Source organism: Leptolyngbya sp. FACHB-261, from assembly GCF_014696065.1.
In the GTDB taxonomy this organism is placed as follows: domain Bacteria; phylum Cyanobacteriota; class Cyanobacteriia; order FACHB-261; family FACHB-261; genus FACHB-261.
This window is the reverse complement of record NZ_JACJPL010000009.1, coordinates 1-18,807: the sequence shown is the minus strand read 5'-3', so window position 1 is coordinate 18,807 and position 18,807 is coordinate 1. Positions and strand designations below refer to the sequence as shown.

Here is an 18,807-nt window from a genome sequence, read left to right as displayed (position 1 = left end):
TTTTTCGGCAAGGATTAGCCACAATTATTAACCGTGACCCAGAGATGCAGGTGATTGCCCAAGCCGAAAATGGGGAACAAGCGATCGCTCTATTTGGGGAACACCAACCGGATGTTACACTCATGGATTTGCGAATGCCTGAAGTAGAAGGAGTTGCCGCCATCGGTGCAATTTGTGCTGCTGCTAAATCGGCTCGGATTATTGTACTGACTACGTATGATAGCGACGAAGATATCTATCGGGGATTGCAGGCAGGCGCAAAAGGATACCTATTGAAAGAAACTGAACCTGACGAGCTTCTGAATGCGATTCGTACCGTTCATCGGGGTCAGAAGTACATTCCGCCCGATGTGGGAGCAAAGTTAGTACAGCGGCTCAGCAATCCAGAACTGAGTGAACGAGAACTGGCGGTACTTCGTTCACTCGCACAGGGGATGAGTAATGCTGATATTGCGACTGCTTTGAGTATCGGTGAAGGCACTGTCAAATCTCATGTCAATCGAATTTTGAACAAGTTAGATGTCAGCGATCGCACTCAAGCTGTGATTGTTGCTGTTAAACGCGGCATTGTGAATTTGTAGGGTGTACTTTCGATCGAATTCGGATTCTAACTTAAGTTATAGTCAGCCTTCTGCTTTGTGATGGCACGGTTACTCTATCAATTTGTACTGTAAAAGAGTTAACTTGCTATAGGCGACAGCTTGAAGGCGACCACCTATATTGAATTTATGCAAGCAGTCATGCAAATGGATCGAGCAAGTAAATTGCACGGTTCTATGCTTGATACAGATGTAAAAAGATGAGCGACGATCGTAGCCACAGGCCTTTACTTGTACCACCTTCAACCCAAGATTGAATTCAAGGTATTCTGAGTTCCAAGGTCGTGCTGGTGATGTATGGAGACTATCAATGCCCTAGAAGTGCGGACGTTTACAAGATGATTAAAGGGATCAAACGAGAGCTTAGTGCTTCTTTGAGCGAGGATTATTTATGCTTTATCTTACGTCATTTTTCGCAAGCGCAGATTCATCCTCATGCTCAACGAGCCGCCCAAGCTGCCGAAGCTGCCGCTGTCCAAGGACAGTTTTGGTTCATGAGTGATACTTTATTGGCCCATCAACAAAACTTGGAAAATTGTTATCTTGTCGAGTACGCCAACGATTTAGGGCTTGATATTCCTCAGTTTCTCAAAGATTTACCTAAACAGGTGCATATCGATCGCATTAATCAAGATATCGAAAGTGGAATACGCAGTGGAGTGACCAATACTCCAGCCCTATTTATCAATAACATTCGGTATGCCGGACGTTGGACAATAACAGAGTTGAAGGCAGCCATTGTCGCTGCAAGTCACTAAGCTCCATTCATATCTGACTTGTTTGTAGTGCTAGTAAGTGATCAAATGCGCGATCGCTAGCTTTTGCCTGTTTTGTTGAACAAATTGCCAATTTTTGAACCATGCTAACAACTACAACGTCAACTACTGAATTCAAGTACAAAGGTTTAACGCGCACCCAATTGCAACAAGTACTCGACTATATTCAGACTCACCTCGATCGAGACTTGTCACTGGCTGAACTTGCAGAAACTCTGAATCTTAGCCCGACTTACTTTGCCACTGCATTCAAACAAGCGATCGAGGTTTCTCCACACCAGTACGTAATTCAACAGCGGGTGGAACGAGCAAAATTGATGCTGTCGAAAACAGATTTGGCGATCGCCGACATTGCTTTACAAGTTGGTTTCTCCAGTCAAAGTCATCTGACCCAACAGCTTAAGCGAATCACTGGAATGACTCCAAAACAGATTCGCTAACTCGATCGCGCACGAGTCAAGGAGACAAAGATGAAGTTTCAAGTAATCAAAGGACATCAGAGAATCGGAACGGAAGTGAAAGACGCGACTTACGTGGAAGCTGCCCGGTGGGGTAAGTATCGGGGGTGGCGGTACCTTCTGGGGTTGGTGGTGATTGGTAAATAAGTTGCTGATTTAGCAGTGATACACGCAACGGAGTACATCATGACGACTACTGTAGAGGGAATTGTAACTATGAGCCAGATATCCGGAAAAAGCATCATCATTACAGGAGCAAGCAGTGGCATTGGAGAAGCAACCGCCAAACTACTAGCAGAACACGGCGCAAAGTTGATGCTGGCAGCCCGACGAGACGATCGACTTGAGAAACTTGTGGCAGAGATTGAAAGCGCAGGCGGCACCGCAACCTATCAAACCGTCGATGTGACCCAGCGTAACCAGGTTGAAGCCTTAGCAAAAAGCACGCTAGAGCAATACGGCAAAATTGATGTGTTGATCAACAATGCTGGCATCATGCCGGTGTCTCGTCTGGAGCAGCTAAAAGTAGACGAATGGGAACGCACAATCGATATCAACATCAAAGGCGTACTATACGGAATTGCCGCCGTTTTGCCGCACATGCAAAAAGCGCAAAGCGGACACATCATTAACATTGCTTCTGTTGCAGGACACAAAGTCTATCCCGGTTCAGCGGTTTATTGCAGCACAAAGTTTGCCGTTCGTGCCATTTCAGAAGGCTTGCGTCAAGAAGTTGGAGCGCATATTCGCAGCACGATTATTTCTCCTGGAGCCGTTGCCACAGAACTTACCAATTCGATCACCGATCCGGAGGCTGCCAAAAATATAAATGCTCTCTATGAAATGGCAATTCAGCCAGAGGCGATCGCCCAAGCTATCCGTTATGCGATCGAGCAACCCAAAGAAGTGGATGTAAACGAAATCTTGATTCGCCCAACCGCTCAAGAACTGTAATTCACAACGACTCATGAACCGACTTTGGCTCAGCACTAAATTTTCATCTGAAGCAATGTACGAAAGTATCTGCTATGGGCACCAAGGCGGCGATCGTAGGGTATGCGAAAGGTGTCCAGCGTGATCTGGTCCCACGCAACATCACTGTAAACGTCGTGCAGCCAGGCATCATGCCAACGGACATGGCAGCGGCCGTAGCCGACAAGCTGCCGGAAGCGATCATGGATCTTCAAGCCATCCGCCGGATTGCAACCCTAGAGGAGGTGGCGGCAACCGTTTGCTTCCTCGCAGGTCCAGACGCTGACAAATCATCGTCGCTCATAACAGGTGAAACATTGATGGTAGACGGTGGGTTTGTAGCGCAGTAGTCGATCAACAGTGCGAAACGTTGCATCCAAGTCGCGATCGACACCGATATGTTCTCACACCAATACTGAAGGTGAATCAGGTGTTATGCAGCGAGAAGGTTCGTGTTTGAGTTCTTAAAAAGGAGGTTTGCTATGAAGATTCTCATTGTTCTCACGTCTCATGACCAACTTGGCGATACCGGAAAGAAAACTGGTTTCTGGCTGGAAGAGTTTGCTGCTCCCTATTACGTGCTGAAGGATGCGGGAGCAGCGATCACGGTGGCCTCACCGAAGGGCGGTCAGCCGCCGCTCGATCCGAAAAGCGATCTACCCGAAAACCAGACCGAATTAACGAAGCGCTTCCGCACAGACACTGCAGCGCAGACTGAACTTGCCAACACGAAAAAGCTAGCCGACGTGTCCGCAGACGATTTCGACGCAGTTTTCTACCCCGGCGGACATGGCCCGATGTGGGACATGCCCGACAACGCGACATCCATCGCACTGATCGAAGCCTTCGTGAAGTCCGACAAGCCAGTTGGTGCAGTGTGTCACGCGCCGGCTGCGTTGGTCAATGTGCGCGGAAAGGATGGCGAGTATCTGGTCGAAGGCAAGCGCGTGACCGGGTTCACGAATGCAGAAGAAGAAGCGGTGGGCTTGACCACGGTCGTACCTTTCTTGTTGGAAGACCAGCTAAAGGAACGGGGTAGCATCTACAGTAAAACCGCCAACTGGGTTCCCTATGTCCAAGTGGACGGGAGGCTCGTGACCGGACAGAATCCGGCATCTTCGGAACCCGCAGCGGAAGAGTTACTGAAGTTGCTTCGCTCTGTTTGATCTGCGCGGTAGTAGGCTTAACAAAAGCTGCTGCGCTCCAATATGCCAAAGCGGGTATTCGCATCAATGCCGTTGCACCAGCGGTAATCGAAACAGATATGTTTGAAGCAGCGGCAGGTGGGCAGGATGAAGTCAAAGCTTACATGTCAGGACTTCACCCGATCGGACGAATTGGAACACCGCTTGAAGTTGCAAATGCAGTTCTGTTTTTATCATCTGACCTGGCATCGTTCACAACAGGTGAAACATTGATGGTAGATGGTGGGTATGTAGCGCAGTAGTCGATCGGCAGTGCGACACGTTGCGACCAAGTCGCGATCGACACCGATATGAATCCCGCAGATGGAGACGTTGCCGCAGCCATGATCAAGATGATTGCCCTCGGTCGCTACGGACAGGGTGACGAGGTGGCTGGCATAGTCTCTGATCTTGCTAGTTCTGAAACTGCTTTTGTTACAGGTACGAGTCTCAAAATTGATGGCGGCTTTACCGCTACCAAGAAAGTTTTCTCACAACTGGAGTGAGAATTCAGTCTGAATACACTCAAGAGGGAAACAAGCATGATTCACGCTTATGCAGCCAAAACAGCATGCGGTAGGCTCAAGGAGCTGAACTTTCCGCCAATTGATCGCGGGCGTGGCGAACCGCTGATCACCGGACAGAATCCGGCCTCGTCGGCCCCGACCGCTCAGCACCTGATTGCCCGCGATCACTACGCCGGAGAGTAGCTATGAAGGTCTTCATCATCGGCATCGCTGGCGGCATCGGTCGCCGAGTGGCGGAACAACTTGCCGAGGCGGGCGACGAACCCATCGGTCTCGTGCGGCGACCGGAGCAGGCGGAGGCGCTCGCCTTGGGCGGAATTCAGACGGTGCAGGGCGACCTTGTGTCCATGTCGATCGACGAACTGGCTGCAACCATGCGCGGTTGCAATGCGATCGTGTTCAGCGCGGGCGCGGGCGGCAAGGAGAGCGATGAGGCGACGACCCGCGTCGACGGCGACGGGCCGGGAAAGCTGGCCGCCGCAGCGGAACGCGCCGGGGTGCGTCGCTTCGTCCTCGTCTCGGTCTTTCCCGAGGCATGGCGCGAGCGGCGCATGGATGCGTCGTTCGAACACTATATGGTTGAGAAGAAGAAGGCTGAGACCCAACTGGTGCTGACCGACCTCGACTGGTTGATCGTGCGCCCGTCCGCACTGACAAACGAGCCCGGGACGGGACAGGTTGATCTGGGCCTTGCTAAGGTTCACACCGAAGTCGCCCGCGACGATGTCGCTACGACCATCGTGGAGCTTTTGCGAACTCCTGGCCTTAACCGGTTGATCTTGGAGCTGACCGGTGGAGGAATGGCGATCAGCGAGGGGATTAGTGAATTGACCATTAGACTCGGCTGCGGCGGCGGCTTGTCGACGGACTTTGTTCTGAGAAATGCCGATGATCGCCTCGACTGAGAGGTAAAGATTTCAACACTCTTTCACTCACAATTAGCGGAAAGATACGACCTGCCTGAAAAATTTGGTGCAAAGTCAACCGCCGACGAGGTGTTGTCCGACGTTGATCTAACGAGAAAGCGATTTCTTATAACGGGGTCGTGGGCAGCATGTTGATCTTCGCCCTCGGTCACGGCATCAACATCGTATTTCCCGCAGCCGTGGTAATGGGTCTTGTCGGGGCCGAGCTGCTGCGCCGCAGTGGCTCGGTCTGGCCCGCTGTCGTCGTTCATGTCGTCTTCAACCTGCCCACGATCCCGATAATGGTGCTCGCTGGCATGGGCTGAACTATCAGCAACCAGATTAAAGGAGCAAATCAACATGTCTCACGTTTCTTCTAATCACCCACGAGATCTTGACCTACCCACGCACGACGCGGGTCCAACAGCCTCCGCTAGGAGGAGAACCCTGCTCACGTCCGAAGCTTGCTAATGATTGGGGCAATGGTGCTGGTCCTCAGTGTCTGCGGACAACCCGTACATGGGCAGCCTCCAAAGCCGGGGGAGATCTGCTGCGTTTTCTAGACGCATTGGGGCACTAGGGCAGATAGCTTGAATACAAAGTGGATATTGCGGCAGCAGTACTCGCCATAGTGTGAGTTCCCTCTAGTGTCAAAACTAAGGATTTAGAAGCCACTATCGACAATCGTACTGAATGGAGAAACACCATGAATAAGCCCGAGTTTTTTGTCACCCCCGGTTATGGCGAATACATGCTGAATAAATTGCATTTCTCGCAAGCGGTAAAAATTGGCAATCGAGTGGAGACATCAGGCCAAGGCGGGTGGGACGACAATCTGCAAATTCCCGAATTGCTTGCGGACGAGATCGCTCAAGCGTTTCGGAACATAGAGCGAACCTTGGCAACTGCCGGGGCGGACTGGGAGCATGTTGTCCATGTCAATTCTTACCATGTTGGTGGGTTGCCCCCAGAAGTTAATGAGGTGATGGTCAAGCTATTTCGTCATTACATGCCCAACCATGCCCCAATTTGGACAGAGGTAGGAGTCGCGGCTCTTGCACTTCCAAAAATGCGGATTGAAATTCGTGTTACTGCAATTGTTCCGTGAGTTTTGCACAAGCGGCAACGGGTTAGTGCGAAGTTAGGGAGTTACCTCCGCTGAGTGGTATCGAAATCCCGTCACTGTTTATTCTGAATCAAGGAGAGTTGGCACAGATGGAATCTATGAAAGCAGCCGTATTAACTGCGTTTGGTGAGGCTGAGAAGTTTGAGATTCAAACGGTTCCCATACCAACACTGAAGGCGAATCAGGTGTTAGTCAGAGTTTGTGCAACCTCGATTAACCCGGTCGATTACCAAACTCGTCGTGGTGATTACAAGGAACTGGTTCGATTACCCGCCATCATTGGAGTTGATGTTTCAGGGGTGATTGAAGCAGTTGGCGAAGCCGTAACCGACTTCAAGGTGGGAGACAACGTGTATTACTCGCCGCAAGTTTTTGGAGAATTCGGTAGCTACGCTCAGTATCATGTGGCTGATGCAGCGATTGTTGCATTAAAGCCTACAAATCTATCGCACATTGAAGCAGCTTCTTTGCCGCTTGCAGGCGGAACGGCTTGGGATTGTCTAGTAACTAGGGGCAATCTACAAGTTGGTGAAACAGTTCTCATCCATGCGGGTGCGGGTGGAGTGGGTTCGATCGCAATTCAACTCGCCAAAGCAATAGGGGCATACGTTTTTGCAACGTGTAGTTCTAGAAACCGAGATTTTGTGACAGAACTGGGCGCAGATCGGGTGATTGATTACAAAAATGAAGATTACGTAGAAGTCATTCGTCAAGAAACAAATGGACTGGGTGTAGATTTAGTTCTAGATACGATCGGCGGAGAAACAATTCAGCGTAGTCTAGAAATCATTCGCCCCTTCGGTAGGCTCGTCAGCATTGTAGACATTGCAACTCCGCAATCGCTCCTTAAAGCATGGGGCAAGAACCTGACGATTCATTTTGTTTTGTCACCCCAGTACCGAGCAAAATTAGAGGCTTTGACAAAACTCATCGAGCGTCATCAGCTTCGCCCAGTGATTGATTCAGTATTGTCTTGGGATCAGGTTGTTCTGGCACATCAGCGTCTAGAGCAGGGAGGAACACGGGGCAAAATCGTGCTGAAGTTTACAGAAAATTAGACCAGCTTTACGGCGTTGGTAACTGCTAAACGAATTAGAGTTTGATTGTGTGCTGAAGGTCAACATTGATTGCAACTCGCATAACAACCCCGTTGCACGCCAACCGTATAAAGATAGTTAGTTGAGTACGAAAGGTTGCTAGCGGCGGGTGATGCCGGGCGTTCGCCGACTACGCTGAGGAGAAGAATGCGCTGGTAGAGAGGCCGTTCCGTTAAAGCATCCACTTGAATAGAGGAGAAATTCAGATGTCAGAGAAAAACAAAGCCATCTTAGAAGCGGCAAATGCGGCGAACGCTGCAGGCAACTATGAAGGATTCTTGTCGTTCTGCACCGACGACACGAAATGGACGTTTGTAGGAGACAAGACCCTTAATGGAAAAGAAGCCGTTCGCCAATATATGGCAGAGACATACATAGAGCCGCCAAAGTTTACGGTCACTAACTTAATCGCTGAGGGTGATTTCGTCACGGCACTCGGCGACATCACACTGAAGGACGAAGACGGGAAGACGGCTCATTACTCGTACTGCGATGTCTGGCGCTTTCGCGGCGACAAGATGGTCGAATTAAAGGCTTTCGTCATCAAAACCTAGGTCAAGGATGAAACCAGCAGCGCGGCGTAAATAATCTGCAAACGTCAGGATGTATTCTTGCAAAATAAAATGTCCGGCGAATAATAACCAAGATTTGTTGTAAACAGTGATTTTTCGCTTTCACTACGGTTTCACTTCGTTTTTTCTGTGCGAAGAATGAGGCCGGAAAAGTCTTGACTAAAAACGTCTGTCTGAACGTTCAAATCTTGATTTTTACAGTTTATTTCTAATCGCTGCCGACACCTGATCGACCTCGAACTCCCCGATGACCAGGAGCGTTGCGTCCTCTAGACGCGTTGGGGCACTAGGGCGGATAGCCTGAGTACATTGCGGTAGCAGTACTCGCCATGGTGTGAGTTTCCTCTAGGGCCAAAACTAATCGCGTTACTGCAATTGCTCCGTGAGTTTCGCAGGGAGTCTCTCATAGCCGCGGAGGTGGACACGAATGGAGCGCGGCTCGAACAGTTCCTCGCCGAGGTAACGCGAGTTCTTTCGTCGCTGTCCGGCAGCGCGGACTTGAAGCCGCACAACAGAGCGAGGAAGCTGTGATAACTGTTCTGGAAAGAAACCCAGATAGCGTAAGCAGCACAAAAACAGGTCAACCCCTAGCCGATTATGGTCGCCACGTCGTCCTAAAATGGCACGGTAATCGTCTGGAGATAACCAAAAGAAGCAGTCTAAATCGGCTTGTGTGATCTCCTGTGGAAAGCAATTTAAGCGAGCATGATCTGAGTCAGAGAGAAACTGAACAGGCATGGAGTAAGCTCATCAAACTGTCCCACTATTGTTTGTATCTGGGACAAATTGGTCTAACTGCTTGAGTGCCAGTTAGGAGGGTTGCATCCTCCCGTTCTCCCACTGGCTAATGGTTTCGTAGGATACCCCAACCTGAAGCCCAAACTGTTCCTGCGTTAATCCGGTCAATTCCTAACTCGTTAGCAAAGTCTTCTGAAGAAGTGAGATTACTATAAACCCTTTAGCTCGCTATAGAGTCAATAGCTATTCTTCATTTTTTGCCATTTTTCTCCCGGAACTCTTAACTTTACAGCCTATTTAGGAGTTTAAGTTGGAGATTATTCCAGCCACTGGTCCATCAGTTTACGCCCGTTGCTGGTCATCCGTTGCCCTCGCCCGGTGTCTCAATCGGTATGTTGTTCACCTATGTCTACTCTCGATAAGCCTTGTTTGTCAAATCCTCAATTAGATTTGAGAGCAACGGTTCTTCCGCTTGGCCCACCTACCATTCGGTGTGTACAGCGGTCAACCGAGCCCCATATGTGACGTTAGAATTACGGTCAATGGGTATCTACCTCGCGCCTTTAGAGAAGACTTAAAGGGACTATCGAAGCAGGGCCATGTAGACATTTACTATTTGGCCTCAGACTTTCTTTGATGTAGCTCTCAACTGCCGTTGGGGACAGGGTTTATTCCATTGCTCAATTCTTCCTGAGAATCCTGTATTCAGCTCAAGACAAAGCGTTCTGGGGTTGCTGCTCCCCTCTCTATCAGTTTGTTTTCTACGGATCGCAGAATCTGCTACGCGTAATGCGGAGATCAGTCTCCGAGATGCTCAGAGGCTAGAACAAACAGGGGAATGAGTCAGGCTCAAGGAGGTTTGCAAAGCGTACGTTTGCGTTTTCAAGCAGGGGAAGATACCCAACTGGATGTGATTAGTGCAGAAGATGAACTAACACAAGCAGAAGGGGACCTCAGCAGAGCCATTTTGAACTACAACTGAGCCTTAGCTGCTTTAGAGCGTGCTATCGCTTTGGAAGGAACACAGAGGCAGTCATGAGAAATGAATGGCAGGTTGTAATGGTGTCTAGTGGACTGCTGCTCTGTGTGGCTACTGCTCAATACTGTTAAGCCTAGCTGCCGTCACTATGTTTGTCGTTTGCCATAACTCCTAGAGTAATCAAGCGGAGCGTGGAGGGCAGCTCAATACTCGATGTGGAGATGAACAAGCAAGAACTCCGTGCAAGCACATTTAGGGATTGATCCCCCATGACTGCCTGCAGATTACAGAGTTCAGAATTGAGCCTCACCATCAATCTGGCGGGGCCAAATCAAGCTGTTTCATATGCATTTCACATTTGTATGTAAGTCTCGGTGAATGGTTGCGCTTCAGCCCTGTTAAACCAGTACAGTCGGCGCTGGGCACTCACTTGTTATCTTCCCCAAAGCTCTGGGCCAGATCAAATCCCCCATGTCCTCAAGGAGCCCCAGTCATGATTTCCCCTGCCCACTTTAGGTTCACCCCACGCGTACAGCGTCTATCCGGAACGCTGTTGAGCCTATCGCTCCTGATTAACCCAGGTGCAGCTTTAGCCCACGTTGGACATGGCAATGAGTTTCAGGGCGGAGCCAAGGCAAACCAAGCGTCTAGAGATATCCGAGTTGATGCAGAAACGGCAAGACGGCTGGGGCTGAAAGTGGAGCCGGTGAGACGGCAGCGGCTTGCGGTTGGTATGAAGACTACAGGACAAATTGAAGCCCTGCCTAACCAAACGGTTGAAGTCACGACCCCCATTAAGGGAACGGTGGTTCGGCTTCTGGTTGCGCCAGGGGACACAGTAAAAGCGGGGCAGGCGGTAGCAGTTCTATCGAGTCCCGAATTAGAGGAACTGCGGGTTGAAGCTATCCAAAAACGGGTGGAAGCTGAGGCGGATCTCCAACGAGCCCAGGCGGATCTGAAGCTCGCCCAGGAAAACTACGACCGGGACCGAGAGTTGCAAGCGGAGGGAGCCATTTCCCGTCGTCATCTTTTGGAAGCTGAGACAGAACTCCGACGTACGCAAGCCGAGATTAAAGTGGCCCAATCCCGAATCCGTCTGAGCAGTTCCGCCTATGAAGCTCGCTTGAAACAGCTCAAAGCAAGGGCTAACAGCGAAGGACTAGTGACAATTACCGCGCCTATCACTGGGGTTGTTTCAGACCGAGAGTTCTCCTTAGGAGAATCGGCGGAAGAAGCAGGCGAACCGTTAATGACCATTCTCAATGGCAGCCGCGTCTGGGCAACTGCCAGCATTTATGAAAAAGATCTAGGACAAGTGGTACGGGGCCAGCAAGTCCGTCTCACTGTCGCTAGTGCGCCAGGCAAAACCTTCAGTGGGCGGATTGCGCAAATTGGTGCAGCAGTGGAAGGCGAAACCCGTGTGGTGCCGGTGCGAGCGGAATTAGAGAACGCCAATGGTTTGCTTAAACCTGGCACATTTGCTGAGCTAGAGATTTTGACTCAGCAAACTTCTAAGGCAGTGCTGACCATTCCGACAAGTGCGGTCGTGGAGGCAGGCGGTCATCCTACTGTCTATGTCCAGAACGGCAACGCCTATCAAGCGGTCGATGTCGCCCTGGGGCAGACCTCGGGGGAACGAGTAGAGGTGACTGAGGGCTTGTTCGAAGGCGACCAAGTGGTTACTCAGCGAGCACCTCAGCTCTACGCCCAGTCTCTGCGCACTGGACGTCCTGTATCAGAAGCTGAAGGAGAGGCGAAAGAGGCTGCTTCTGCCAAGTCGGACAAGCAGACGAGCAGTACTCAGATTCCCTGGTGGGTCGCTTTGCCAATTGGGGGAGCCATTGCCGCAGGCGGTTTCTGGGCAGGCCGACGGACTAAGCCTCAAATGGTGCTTCTGCGAGACCCGGAGTACGCCGGTTCTTATCACACTCAGGGTCATCCTCATCAGCCTGCTGGCTGGGGGGAAGAGCCTAACGAGCCGCAGCGACCCCACGACAGTTAAACGCCCATGCTCAACACGCTTATTAAGTGGTCCATCGCCCGACGTTGGCTGGTGGTGCTTGGGGGCATTTTGGTCGCGCTCTGGAGCTTTCAAGTCGCGACGCAAATGCCGGTGGATGTCTTCCCAAGCTTTGCTCCCCCTCAGGTGGAGATTCAAACCGAAGCTCCTGGCTTAGCGCCTGAGGAAGTAGAGTCTTTGGTCACGTTACCGCTTGAGAGCGCGATTAATGGCACACCCGGCGTCCAAACTGTGCGCTCTGCCTCAGCGCCCAGTATTTCGGTTGTGCGGGTCATTTTTAACTGGGGAACTGACATCTACCAGGCTCGCCAGTTAGTAACAGAGCGCTTGCAGCAAGCTCAAACCAAGCTGCCGGCAGGCGCGGAAACGCCGCAAATTTCTCCCATCAGCTCCCCTATTGGCACTGTCATTAAGTACGCCTTCACCTCTGAAGCCACTTCTCTCATGGAGATGCGGCGCATCGTCGATTGGCAGGTCACTAACCGTCTTTTGGCCGTGCCGGGAGTGAGCCAGGTAGTGGTGTTCGGTGGGGATGTCCGCCAGTATCAAGTGCTAGTTGACCCTCAAAAGCTCAAAGCCTTTGATGTCTCTCTAAAAGCCGTGACCGAGGCAAGCGCCGCCGCCAACGCCAACGCACCTGGCGGTTATTTGACTAGCCCCGACCAAGAACTGTTGATTCGGGGGATTGGGCGGATTGGCTCGATTGAAGAACTTGAACAATCCGTGATTACTGCCCGTAATGGCACGCCGATCCGACTGGGGGATATCGCCAAGGTGCAAGTTGGGGCGGCGCTTAAGCGAGGGGACGCCAGCCTGAACGGCCAAAAGGCCATTTTGGTGGTGGTGAATAAGCAGCCCCTAGCTGATACACCCACGGTGACTCGTGCCATCGAGACCGCTATGACTGAGCTGAAGGCTAGCCTGCCCAAAGATGTCAAAGTGAGCGTAACCTTCCGGCAAGAAGACTTTATTGAGGCTTCGATTGCGAATGTCCGAGAGGCTCTAGTTGAAGGCAGTTTCATCGTGGCTGCCATTCTGATTCCTTTTCTGATGAATTGGCGCACGCTCGTCGTGAGTTTGACCGCCCTGCCATTGTCATTGCTATTGGGGGTACTGGCGCTCAACTGGTTGGGTCAGGGACTCAACACGATGACCTTGGGTGGCTTAGCAGTGGCGATTGGTTCTGCGGTTGATGATGCCATTGTGGACGCGGAAAACGTCTACCGTAGTCTGCGTGAAAACAGACTCGCGGGTAATCCGGTGCCACCGTTGCAGGTCGTCTTGGCAGGTTGCAAAGAGGTGCGCGACTCTCTCTTTGGGGCCACTTTGATTACGGTGGTTGTCTTCTCCCCAATCTTTGCGCTGGCAGGGGTTGAAGGTCGCATCTTTACGCCAATGGGCATTGCTTATTTGGTTGCGGTTCTAGCTTCTAGTCTGACAGCCCTCACGATTACTCCCGCGTTGTGCGCCATCCTACTGCCTTACGGTCACCTGCCAGACCGAGAGCCCTGGATCGCTCGCTTCTTTAAGCGGCTCTACCATCCAGTTTTAAGCTTTTCTATGCGTCGCTCTAAGCTGATTTTGGCCGTAGCTAGTGCAAGTTTAGTCGCAGCAGTAGTAATCGCACCTTCTTTAGGACGGGTGTTTCTGCCTGAGTTTCAAGAGCGTTCTCTCATTAACGCGGTCAACCTCTATCCTGGAACTTCCCTAGAAACGACTAACCAGGCGGGCCTTGCTATTCAAGATGCCCTAAAGAATGACCCTCGGTTTGAGGCCATTGCTCTGCGCTCCGGACGTGCACCGGGTGATAGCGATGTGGGGGGTGTCAACTTTGGGGAATTGGACGTCGAGCTCAGTGAGCAAGGGGTTAAGGATCGCAAAGGCAGCATTGAAAAATTGCGGCAAGAGTTTGACAAACTTCCAGGCGTAGCAGCCAATATTGGTGGCTTTATTTCCCATCGTTTGGATGAGGTGTTATCAGGAGTTCGGTCTGCGATTGCTGTCAAGATTTTTGGCCCTGACTTAGAGCAACTGCGCAAGCTTGGGGTTCAAGTTGAGGACCTGATGAGAACTGTAGAGGGAGTTGTCGATCTGCAACTCGAACCCCAAGTTCCGGTACGGCAGATCCAAATCCAATTCGAACGTGTTGCTGCCGCTCGCTACGGACTAACCATAGGAGAACTATCTGAGATTGTTGAAACAGCGCTGAATGGGCGAGTGGTCTCTCAAGTTTTAGAGGAGCAACAAACCTTCGATCTGGTTGTGTGGTTGGAGGAAGATGCTCGTCGTAGTCTAGATACAATTCGAAACTTGCTAGTTGACACGCCAACGGGCCAAAAAATTCCCCTAGCGCAAGTTGCCCAAATTAAATACGGGACGGGTCCCAATACGATCAATCGGGAGAATGTCTCCCGCTTAATCGTGGTGTCTGCTAACGCTGCTGGCAGAGACTTGCGCTCTATTGTGGATGACATTCGGGACAAAGCGCAGGGCGTGCAGTTGCCCCCTGGTTATTTCATTCAGTACGGTGGCCAATTTGAGTCTGAGCAACGAGCCACGCAGAACATCTTAGTTTTCAGTGCCATTGCTTTTGTGGTGATCAGCGTCTTGATGTACCTAACGGTCAAGTCCATTGCTTCTACGGCAATGATTATGATTAATTTGCCTTTAGCTTTGGTGGGTGGAGTCATCGCCGTGGCTCTAACGGGTGGCGTCATTTCAGTGGCCTCCTTAGTAGGCTTCATCACCTTGTTTGGGGTTGCTACTCGCAATGGCCTGCTACTAGTTGACAATTACAACACTAAATTTGCGGCTGGCGTACCTCTGAAAGAGGTGCTCGTTTCTGGCTCGATGGAGCGACTCAACGCCATCCTCATGACCGCTTTCACCTCAGCTTTGGGCTTAGCGCCTCTAGTTTTTGCCGGGGGTGCTGGCAAGGAAATTCTGCAACCTTTAGCCGTCGTCGTTCTAGGAGGGTTATTCACGTCCACAGCCTTGACCCTGCTGGTGCTGCCTGCTTTGTACACCCTTTTTGGCAAGATCTTAATTCCTAAACAAAACCGTTCTGAGCCTCATTCTGAAACGGCAGCAGGGTTGAGTTTCTAAAGGTTGGTTAGTAGAGTTGTTGTTGACAAGGAAGGCAAGATGCTGAAACAAATTAAGTCAGGATTGCTTACTCTAAGCAGCGCAGGGTTGATTTTATTGGGAGCTTGTGGCAGTGAGAAACCTACAGCTGACGCAGGAGAAAACTCCACGGTGCCCGCCGCCACAGAAACTGCTGACTCTGCACCGCAAGCTAGTAGTGCAACCACAACTAATCAGTCCGGCCACAATGCAGAACCTCAAGCCGGGGGGCAGGTGGTAGAGTCAGGTCCCTATCACTTAGAGCTGGTGACGGAGAAAGAAGCCAATGGAACTCATATCGATTTCTTCTTGCAAAAAGGCGACAATCACGAAGCAATACCTGGGGCGAAAGTAAGCGCTCAAGTTCAGCTACCTGATGGCACTCAGAAAGCGCTAGATCTCACTTACGACGCTGAGGGTAAGCACTATGCTGTGCTGCTTCCTGAGCAGGCTTCTGGAGAGTACAAAGTTGCCATTTTGACTGATATCAATGGTGAAAAGGTCAATGGCCGCTTCACCTTTAATCGATAAATTTTCCACGTCTGGTCGCTTAGAGCTTCTAATTTTTTATTAAGAGTTCGGGTCAATTCCTAGACGGTTGTATGGCAAGTTTGCATGAGACTTCTACTGGTCGAAGATGAGTCAGTTCTGGGTTCCGCTATCAAGCAAACCCTAAACGAAGAAGCCTATGTGGTTGATTGGGTGCTAGATGGCAGTGAAGCCTGGGCCTATCTAGAAAGCCAGTGGACCCAATACACATTGGCCATCTTCGACTGGTTGCTGCCTGGCTTGTCCGGGTTAGAGCTATGCAAGCGTTTGCGGGCACAGCGTAACTCCTTACCAGTTTTGCTCCTGACAGCAAGGGATGGCTTGGAGGATAAGGTTGCTGGGCTGGATGCGGGAGCGGATGATTACCTGGTAAAGCCTTTTCGGATGGAGGAATTGCTGGCGCGGTTGCGGGCGCTCCAGCGGCGGTCGCCCCAGTTTCAACCGCAGCAGCTTCAGGTGGGCAACCTCTTGCTAGATTACGGATCTCGAATGGCTTACTACTGCTCTCCCTCCGGCGAAAGACAGTTGATTGCTCTCCTCAACAAGGAGTTTCAGCTTTTGGAGTATTTCATGCAGCACCCCAACCAAGTAATTACTCGAGAGCAAATTGTCAGCCGTCTCTGGGAAGTCGGGTCGGAGCCTGTTAGTAATGTAGTAGCTGCTCAAGTTCGTTTGCTACGCCGCAAGCTGGCAGAGGTAGATTGTGAGCGTCTGATTGAGACTCTGTACGGCGTGGGCTATCGCCTCAATACCAGTGTTTGTGCAGAGCCTCCACCAGAGCATGAATCAAAATAAGCTTTTTGTTGCTACTCGGTGGAGACTGGCAGCCTGGTATGCCGGAGTGATGGGGGCCATCCTGAGCCTGTTCAGCATTGGGGTTTACCAAGCCCTGACTCAAGCTCAGTGGCAAGCTTTAGACCGAGAGCTGGAAACAGTAGCAGGAACTCTACATGACAGCCTTGAACCCACTCTAAAGCGGCCCGGACAACTGGAGCCAGCTGCTTTGCAACTCATACCCAATCTCTGTTGGTCTGAAACAGGTTGCCAAGCAAATTTGGGTAAGGAACGTCACGTTTTAGGAGCATTGCAGCAAGGCAACTACTATGTGCGCCTGCTGAATAGTTCAGAACAGATGGTTGCCTTCGCTGGACCTCAGCCTGAGCAGTGGCTCACCCTACCTCAAAAGAAACCTTGGCAGACGCTGCAAGACCGCAAAGGCGAGCGTTATCACCAAGTTTCTCTATCTCTACACACCCAAACTAATCTTCCTTGGGGGCACTTGGAAGTAGGACGTTCGCTCGAAGATTTCGACGATCGTCTTAACTCCCTAAGACTAATTCTGCTACTGGGGCTGCCAGCGACATTGTTCTTAATTGGGGCTGCAAGCTGGTGGCTAGGAGGGCTAGCAGTACGTCCCGTCTACCAGTCATATCAACAGATGCGACAATTCACAGCAGATGCAGCCCATGAACTGCGGACTCCTTTAGCATCTGCTCAGGCGACCGTTGAGACTGCGCTGAGAGCAAAACACCTGCCGGAAGAGAAAGCTCGGCCTATCCTACAAACTATTGGCAGCCAACATGAGCGGCTGTCTCAACTCGTTAGGGACCTGCTACTCCTTTCGCGTATCGATCAGCAAGGGCAAACGATGCAGCGACTACCCTGTTGTCTGAATGAAATTGTCAGCGATCTGATTGAGGAGCTAGCGGCTATAGCCATTGCAGCAGAGGTCAAGCTAGACACAAACGCATCAGCACAAAAGCCACTGTACGTGCGAGGAAACTCTGAACAGCTCTATCGGCTAGTTTCTAATTTAATTTCCAATGCTATTAAGTACACCCCTGCCGGAGGACAAGTTACCGTCTTCTTGGGCTATGCAGATCATTACGCGGAGGTTCGAGTAGAAGATACAGGCATTGGTATTCCCCCTGAAAACCAATCTCGGATCTTCGACCGATTTTATCGGGTAGATGATAGTCGTTCACGTTCTGCCGGGGGATTTGGCCTAGGACTAGCCATCGCTCACGCCATTGCTCAGGCACATCATGGAAATATACAGGTCTATAGCCAATTTGGGCAGGGCAGCACCTTCATCATTCACATTCCTTCAACAAACATAAAAAAACTTTCCTCCTCTATAGAGGAGGAAAGTTAACTCTCAAGCTACTTGACGATTGCTGCCTTGCCTGCTGTTTGCATATGCCGCACGGAAGCCGAAGCAGATGAATTAGTGTTCACTGATGAGGTTGTGTTAGCTCCCATTTGCTTAACGATTGCTGCCTTGCCTGCTGTCTGCATGTGCTGCTGAGACCTAGTACCCCTTTGCCTAGAGGTTTCTTTCATTCCCTCAGGTTGCGAATTTATTTGTTGAATTGATTGGAAGCCTTCAGACCAAGCAGGAGTCGTGCTTACAGCGAGTGACAGACTTAGTGACACAAACAACGTGGTAGTCTTTAGAGCAGCAGTTGGTAGATTTCTCATGATTGGTAGTTCAATTCACTTCACTATTAACTCTAAACCTCAAAAATGAAATTAAGATGAGACCAGGCTTTTTTTATACTCTAGATAAAGCGCCAACCTTCTATACTGCTCACCTTTAACGAGGTGGGCGGTATTTGTTTTAGTATTTAACCTTCTGTGCCCCAGAACTCGATGCAGCAAGCCGAGGTGTGAGCTTGGTTGCTCTAAAGAGTCTTCTTGAGCTACGGCTCTACACTACTTGGTTCTACTCACTCTGAATCCAGCGCCTGAAAATAAGCCTTTGAGCATTTCTACAGGCGCGTGCGCTGTAAAACTGCTCAAGCTAACCGGATGGCTGCTGCCTATTCAGGTAATTCCCCTTCGACTAAAGCCTCGCTCGGTTGGAGTCAGATCTCAGCTGATGCTCTTCCCCTCTTTTCACTCGTCGGCAGATTTATCAGCCCTAACTCCGCTCTAGGTTCTGCAAACGGCGCTCATGGCTCCGGCTAAGCTCAAGCAAGGCCTGAATCTGAGCATTCTGCTCACGCAGGTCGGCTCTAAACTCATCCTGCAGCTGAGGCCAAACTACCTCCTATACCGGTCGCTGCGGCTGAGACATTGCCCACTTGTTCGCTATGACACACGTTTTTGGCTGGCCTGGTCATGGTCGAGCAGCAGTTTAGCCCTGTGCGTCGAATGCTCTCAGGTGCCCTGGCTGAAAC

Annotated in this window: 22 protein-coding genes; 20 read left to right on the top strand and 2 right to left on the bottom strand. The window is 50.8% G+C overall.

The genetic code is table 11. The annotated features are described in order from the left end of the window. The 14 genes from H6F94_RS04290 to H6F94_RS04225 all read left to right on the top strand — a co-directional run. Positions 1–581 (top strand): response regulator (locus H6F94_RS04290; RefSeq protein WP_190801000.1); only part of this gene is annotated, 581 nt, incomplete at its 5' end. A gap of 275 nt (positions 582–856) precedes the next feature. Continuing rightward, positions 857–1,357 (top strand): DsbA family protein, encoded by a 501-nt coding sequence (locus tag H6F94_RS04285; protein ID WP_313949218.1) that lies wholly within the window; start codon positions 857–859, stop codon positions 1,355–1,357. 101 nt (positions 1,358–1,458) lie between these two features. Continuing rightward, entirely contained in the window at positions 1,459–1,815 is a 357-nt protein-coding gene (locus H6F94_RS04280; RefSeq protein ID WP_190800999.1) for an AraC family transcriptional regulator, read from the top strand. 204 nt (positions 1,816–2,019) lie between these two features. Beyond that, complete coding sequence (locus tag H6F94_RS04275) at positions 2,020–2,787, top strand: SDR family oxidoreductase (protein ID WP_242040995.1); 768 nt, start codon at positions 2,020–2,022, stop codon at positions 2,785–2,787. Positions 2,788–2,861: 74 nt separating this feature from the next. Next, positions 2,862–3,155, top strand: a complete 294-nt coding sequence (locus H6F94_RS04270) for an SDR family oxidoreductase (protein WP_199320205.1) — start codon at positions 2,862–2,864, stop codon at positions 3,153–3,155. Positions 3,156–3,287: 132 nt separating this feature from the next. Further along, entirely contained in the window at positions 3,288–3,971 is a 684-nt protein-coding gene (locus tag H6F94_RS04265; RefSeq protein ID WP_190800998.1) for a type 1 glutamine amidotransferase domain-containing protein, read from the top strand. Next, positions 3,968–4,252 carry an SDR family oxidoreductase gene (locus H6F94_RS04260; RefSeq protein WP_242040994.1) on the top strand — a complete coding sequence of 95 codons (285 nt, stop codon included), beginning with the start codon at positions 3,968–3,970 and terminating at the stop codon, positions 4,250–4,252. Before H6F94_RS04265 ends, H6F94_RS04260 begins: the two co-directional genes overlap by 4 nt. Positions 4,253–4,300: 48 nt before the next feature. Further along, positions 4,301–4,495: an SDR family oxidoreductase gene (locus tag H6F94_RS04255; protein WP_190800997.1), complete on the top strand. Its 195-nt coding sequence runs from the start codon at positions 4,301–4,303 to the stop codon at positions 4,493–4,495. Between the two features lie 36 nt (positions 4,496–4,531). Beyond that, the gene (locus tag H6F94_RS04250; protein WP_190800996.1) at positions 4,532–4,699 is read left to right on the top strand and encodes a hypothetical protein; all 168 of its coding nucleotides are present in this window, start codon (positions 4,532–4,534) and stop codon (positions 4,697–4,699) included. Positions 4,700–4,701: 2 nt separating this feature from the next. Further along, the gene (locus tag H6F94_RS04245; protein ID WP_190800995.1) at positions 4,702–5,421 is read left to right on the top strand and encodes an SDR family oxidoreductase; all 720 of its coding nucleotides are present in this window, start codon (positions 4,702–4,704) and stop codon (positions 5,419–5,421) included. Positions 5,422–5,561: 140 nt separating this feature from the next. Beyond that, positions 5,562–5,747, top strand: a complete 186-nt coding sequence (locus H6F94_RS04240) for a CPBP family glutamic-type intramembrane protease (RefSeq protein ID WP_396426416.1) — start codon at positions 5,562–5,564, stop codon at positions 5,745–5,747. A gap of 380 nt (positions 5,748–6,127) precedes the next feature. Further along, a complete protein-coding gene (locus H6F94_RS04235) occupies positions 6,128–6,529 on the top strand; it encodes a RidA family protein (RefSeq protein WP_190800993.1) in 402 nt (133 codons plus the stop codon). A gap of 107 nt (positions 6,530–6,636) precedes the next feature. Continuing rightward, positions 6,637–7,605 (top strand): zinc-dependent alcohol dehydrogenase family protein, encoded by a 969-nt coding sequence (locus H6F94_RS04230; protein WP_190800992.1) that lies wholly within the window; start codon positions 6,637–6,639, stop codon positions 7,603–7,605. Positions 7,606–7,850: 245 nt separating this feature from the next. Next, positions 7,851–8,198, top strand: coding sequence for a nuclear transport factor 2 family protein (locus H6F94_RS04225; protein WP_190800991.1), 348 nt, complete (start codon positions 7,851–7,853; stop codon positions 8,196–8,198). A gap of 384 nt (positions 8,199–8,582) precedes the next feature. Here H6F94_RS04225 and H6F94_RS04220 read toward each other — a convergent pair whose 3' ends face one another. Both H6F94_RS04220 and H6F94_RS33465 read right to left on the bottom strand, forming a co-directional pair. Further along, on the bottom strand, positions 8,583–8,954 hold the full coding sequence (locus tag H6F94_RS04220) for a DUF4158 domain-containing protein (RefSeq protein WP_190800990.1): 372 nt from the start codon (positions 8,952–8,954) through the stop codon (positions 8,583–8,585). 72 nt (positions 8,955–9,026) lie between these two features. Continuing rightward, on the bottom strand, positions 9,027–9,122 hold the full coding sequence (locus H6F94_RS33465) for a helix-turn-helix transcriptional regulator (RefSeq protein ID WP_190800989.1): 96 nt from the start codon (positions 9,120–9,122) through the stop codon (positions 9,027–9,029). A gap of 670 nt (positions 9,123–9,792) precedes the next feature. Here H6F94_RS33465 and H6F94_RS04210 point away from each other — a divergent pair. The 6 genes from H6F94_RS04210 to rppB all read left to right on the top strand — a co-directional run bounded on the left by H6F94_RS04210 (position 9,793) and on the right by rppB (position 17,780). After that, positions 9,793–9,936, top strand: a complete 144-nt coding sequence (locus tag H6F94_RS04210) for a TolC family protein (protein ID WP_190800988.1) — start codon at positions 9,793–9,795, stop codon at positions 9,934–9,936. 490 nt (positions 9,937–10,426) lie between these two features. Further along, complete coding sequence (locus tag H6F94_RS04205) at positions 10,427–11,935, top strand: efflux RND transporter periplasmic adaptor subunit (protein WP_190800987.1); 1,509 nt, start codon at positions 10,427–10,429, stop codon at positions 11,933–11,935. 6 nt (positions 11,936–11,941) lie between these two features. Then, positions 11,942–15,058: an efflux RND transporter permease subunit gene (locus tag H6F94_RS04200; protein WP_190800986.1), complete on the top strand. Its 3,117-nt coding sequence runs from the start codon at positions 11,942–11,944 to the stop codon at positions 15,056–15,058. Between the two features lie 39 nt (positions 15,059–15,097). Next, a complete protein-coding gene (locus H6F94_RS04195; RefSeq protein ID WP_242040993.1) occupies positions 15,098–15,607 on the top strand; it encodes a hypothetical protein in 510 nt (169 codons plus the stop codon). Positions 15,608–15,691: 84 nt separating this feature from the next. Next, a complete protein-coding gene (gene rppA / locus H6F94_RS04190) occupies positions 15,692–16,420 on the top strand; it encodes a two-component system response regulator RppA (protein ID WP_190800985.1) in 729 nt (242 codons plus the stop codon). Further along, the gene (rppB, locus tag H6F94_RS04185; RefSeq protein WP_190800984.1) at positions 16,407–17,780 is read left to right on the top strand and encodes a two-component system sensor histidine kinase RppB; all 1,374 of its coding nucleotides are present in this window, start codon (positions 16,407–16,409) and stop codon (positions 17,778–17,780) included. Before rppA ends, rppB begins: the two co-directional genes overlap by 14 nt. The last annotated feature ends 1,027 nt before the right edge of the window (positions 17,781–18,807 follow it).

What these genes read in the sequence shown, in the direction of transcription:
- H6F94_RS04280 (WP_190800999.1), top strand. Translation starts at nt 1,459, where the DNA reads ATGCTAACAACTACAACGTCAACTACTGAATTCAAGTACAAAGGTTTA.
- H6F94_RS04275 (WP_242040995.1), top strand. Translation starts at nt 2,020, where the DNA reads ATGACGACTACTGTAGAGGGAATTGTAACTATGAGCCAGATATCCGGA.
- H6F94_RS04270 (WP_199320205.1), top strand. Translation starts at nt 2,862, where the DNA reads ATGGGCACCAAGGCGGCGATCGTAGGGTATGCGAAAGGTGTCCAGCGT.
- H6F94_RS04265 (WP_190800998.1), top strand. Translation starts at nt 3,288, where the DNA reads ATGAAGATTCTCATTGTTCTCACGTCTCATGACCAACTTGGCGATACC.
- H6F94_RS04255 (WP_190800997.1), top strand. Translation starts at nt 4,301, where the DNA reads ATGAATCCCGCAGATGGAGACGTTGCCGCAGCCATGATCAAGATGATT.
- H6F94_RS04250 (WP_190800996.1), top strand. Translation starts at nt 4,532, where the DNA reads ATGATTCACGCTTATGCAGCCAAAACAGCATGCGGTAGGCTCAAGGAG.
- H6F94_RS04245 (WP_190800995.1), top strand. Translation starts at nt 4,702, where the DNA reads ATGAAGGTCTTCATCATCGGCATCGCTGGCGGCATCGGTCGCCGAGTG.
- H6F94_RS04235 (WP_190800993.1), top strand. Translation starts at nt 6,128, where the DNA reads ATGAATAAGCCCGAGTTTTTTGTCACCCCCGGTTATGGCGAATACATG.
- H6F94_RS04230 (WP_190800992.1), top strand. Translation starts at nt 6,637, where the DNA reads ATGGAATCTATGAAAGCAGCCGTATTAACTGCGTTTGGTGAGGCTGAG.
- H6F94_RS04225 (WP_190800991.1), top strand. Translation starts at nt 7,851, where the DNA reads ATGTCAGAGAAAAACAAAGCCATCTTAGAAGCGGCAAATGCGGCGAAC.
- H6F94_RS04220 (WP_190800990.1), bottom strand. Translation starts at nt 8,954, where the DNA reads ATGCCTGTTCAGTTTCTCTCTGACTCAGATCATGCTCGCTTAAATTGC.
- H6F94_RS04210 (WP_190800988.1), top strand. Translation starts at nt 9,793, where the DNA reads ATGAGTCAGGCTCAAGGAGGTTTGCAAAGCGTACGTTTGCGTTTTCAA.
- H6F94_RS04205 (WP_190800987.1), top strand. Translation starts at nt 10,427, where the DNA reads ATGATTTCCCCTGCCCACTTTAGGTTCACCCCACGCGTACAGCGTCTA.
- H6F94_RS04200 (WP_190800986.1), top strand. Translation starts at nt 11,942, where the DNA reads ATGCTCAACACGCTTATTAAGTGGTCCATCGCCCGACGTTGGCTGGTG.
- H6F94_RS04195 (WP_242040993.1), top strand. Translation starts at nt 15,098, where the DNA reads ATGCTGAAACAAATTAAGTCAGGATTGCTTACTCTAAGCAGCGCAGGG.
- rppA (WP_190800985.1), top strand. Translation starts at nt 15,692, where the DNA reads ATGAGACTTCTACTGGTCGAAGATGAGTCAGTTCTGGGTTCCGCTATC.
- rppB (WP_190800984.1), top strand. Translation starts at nt 16,407, where the DNA reads ATGAATCAAAATAAGCTTTTTGTTGCTACTCGGTGGAGACTGGCAGCC.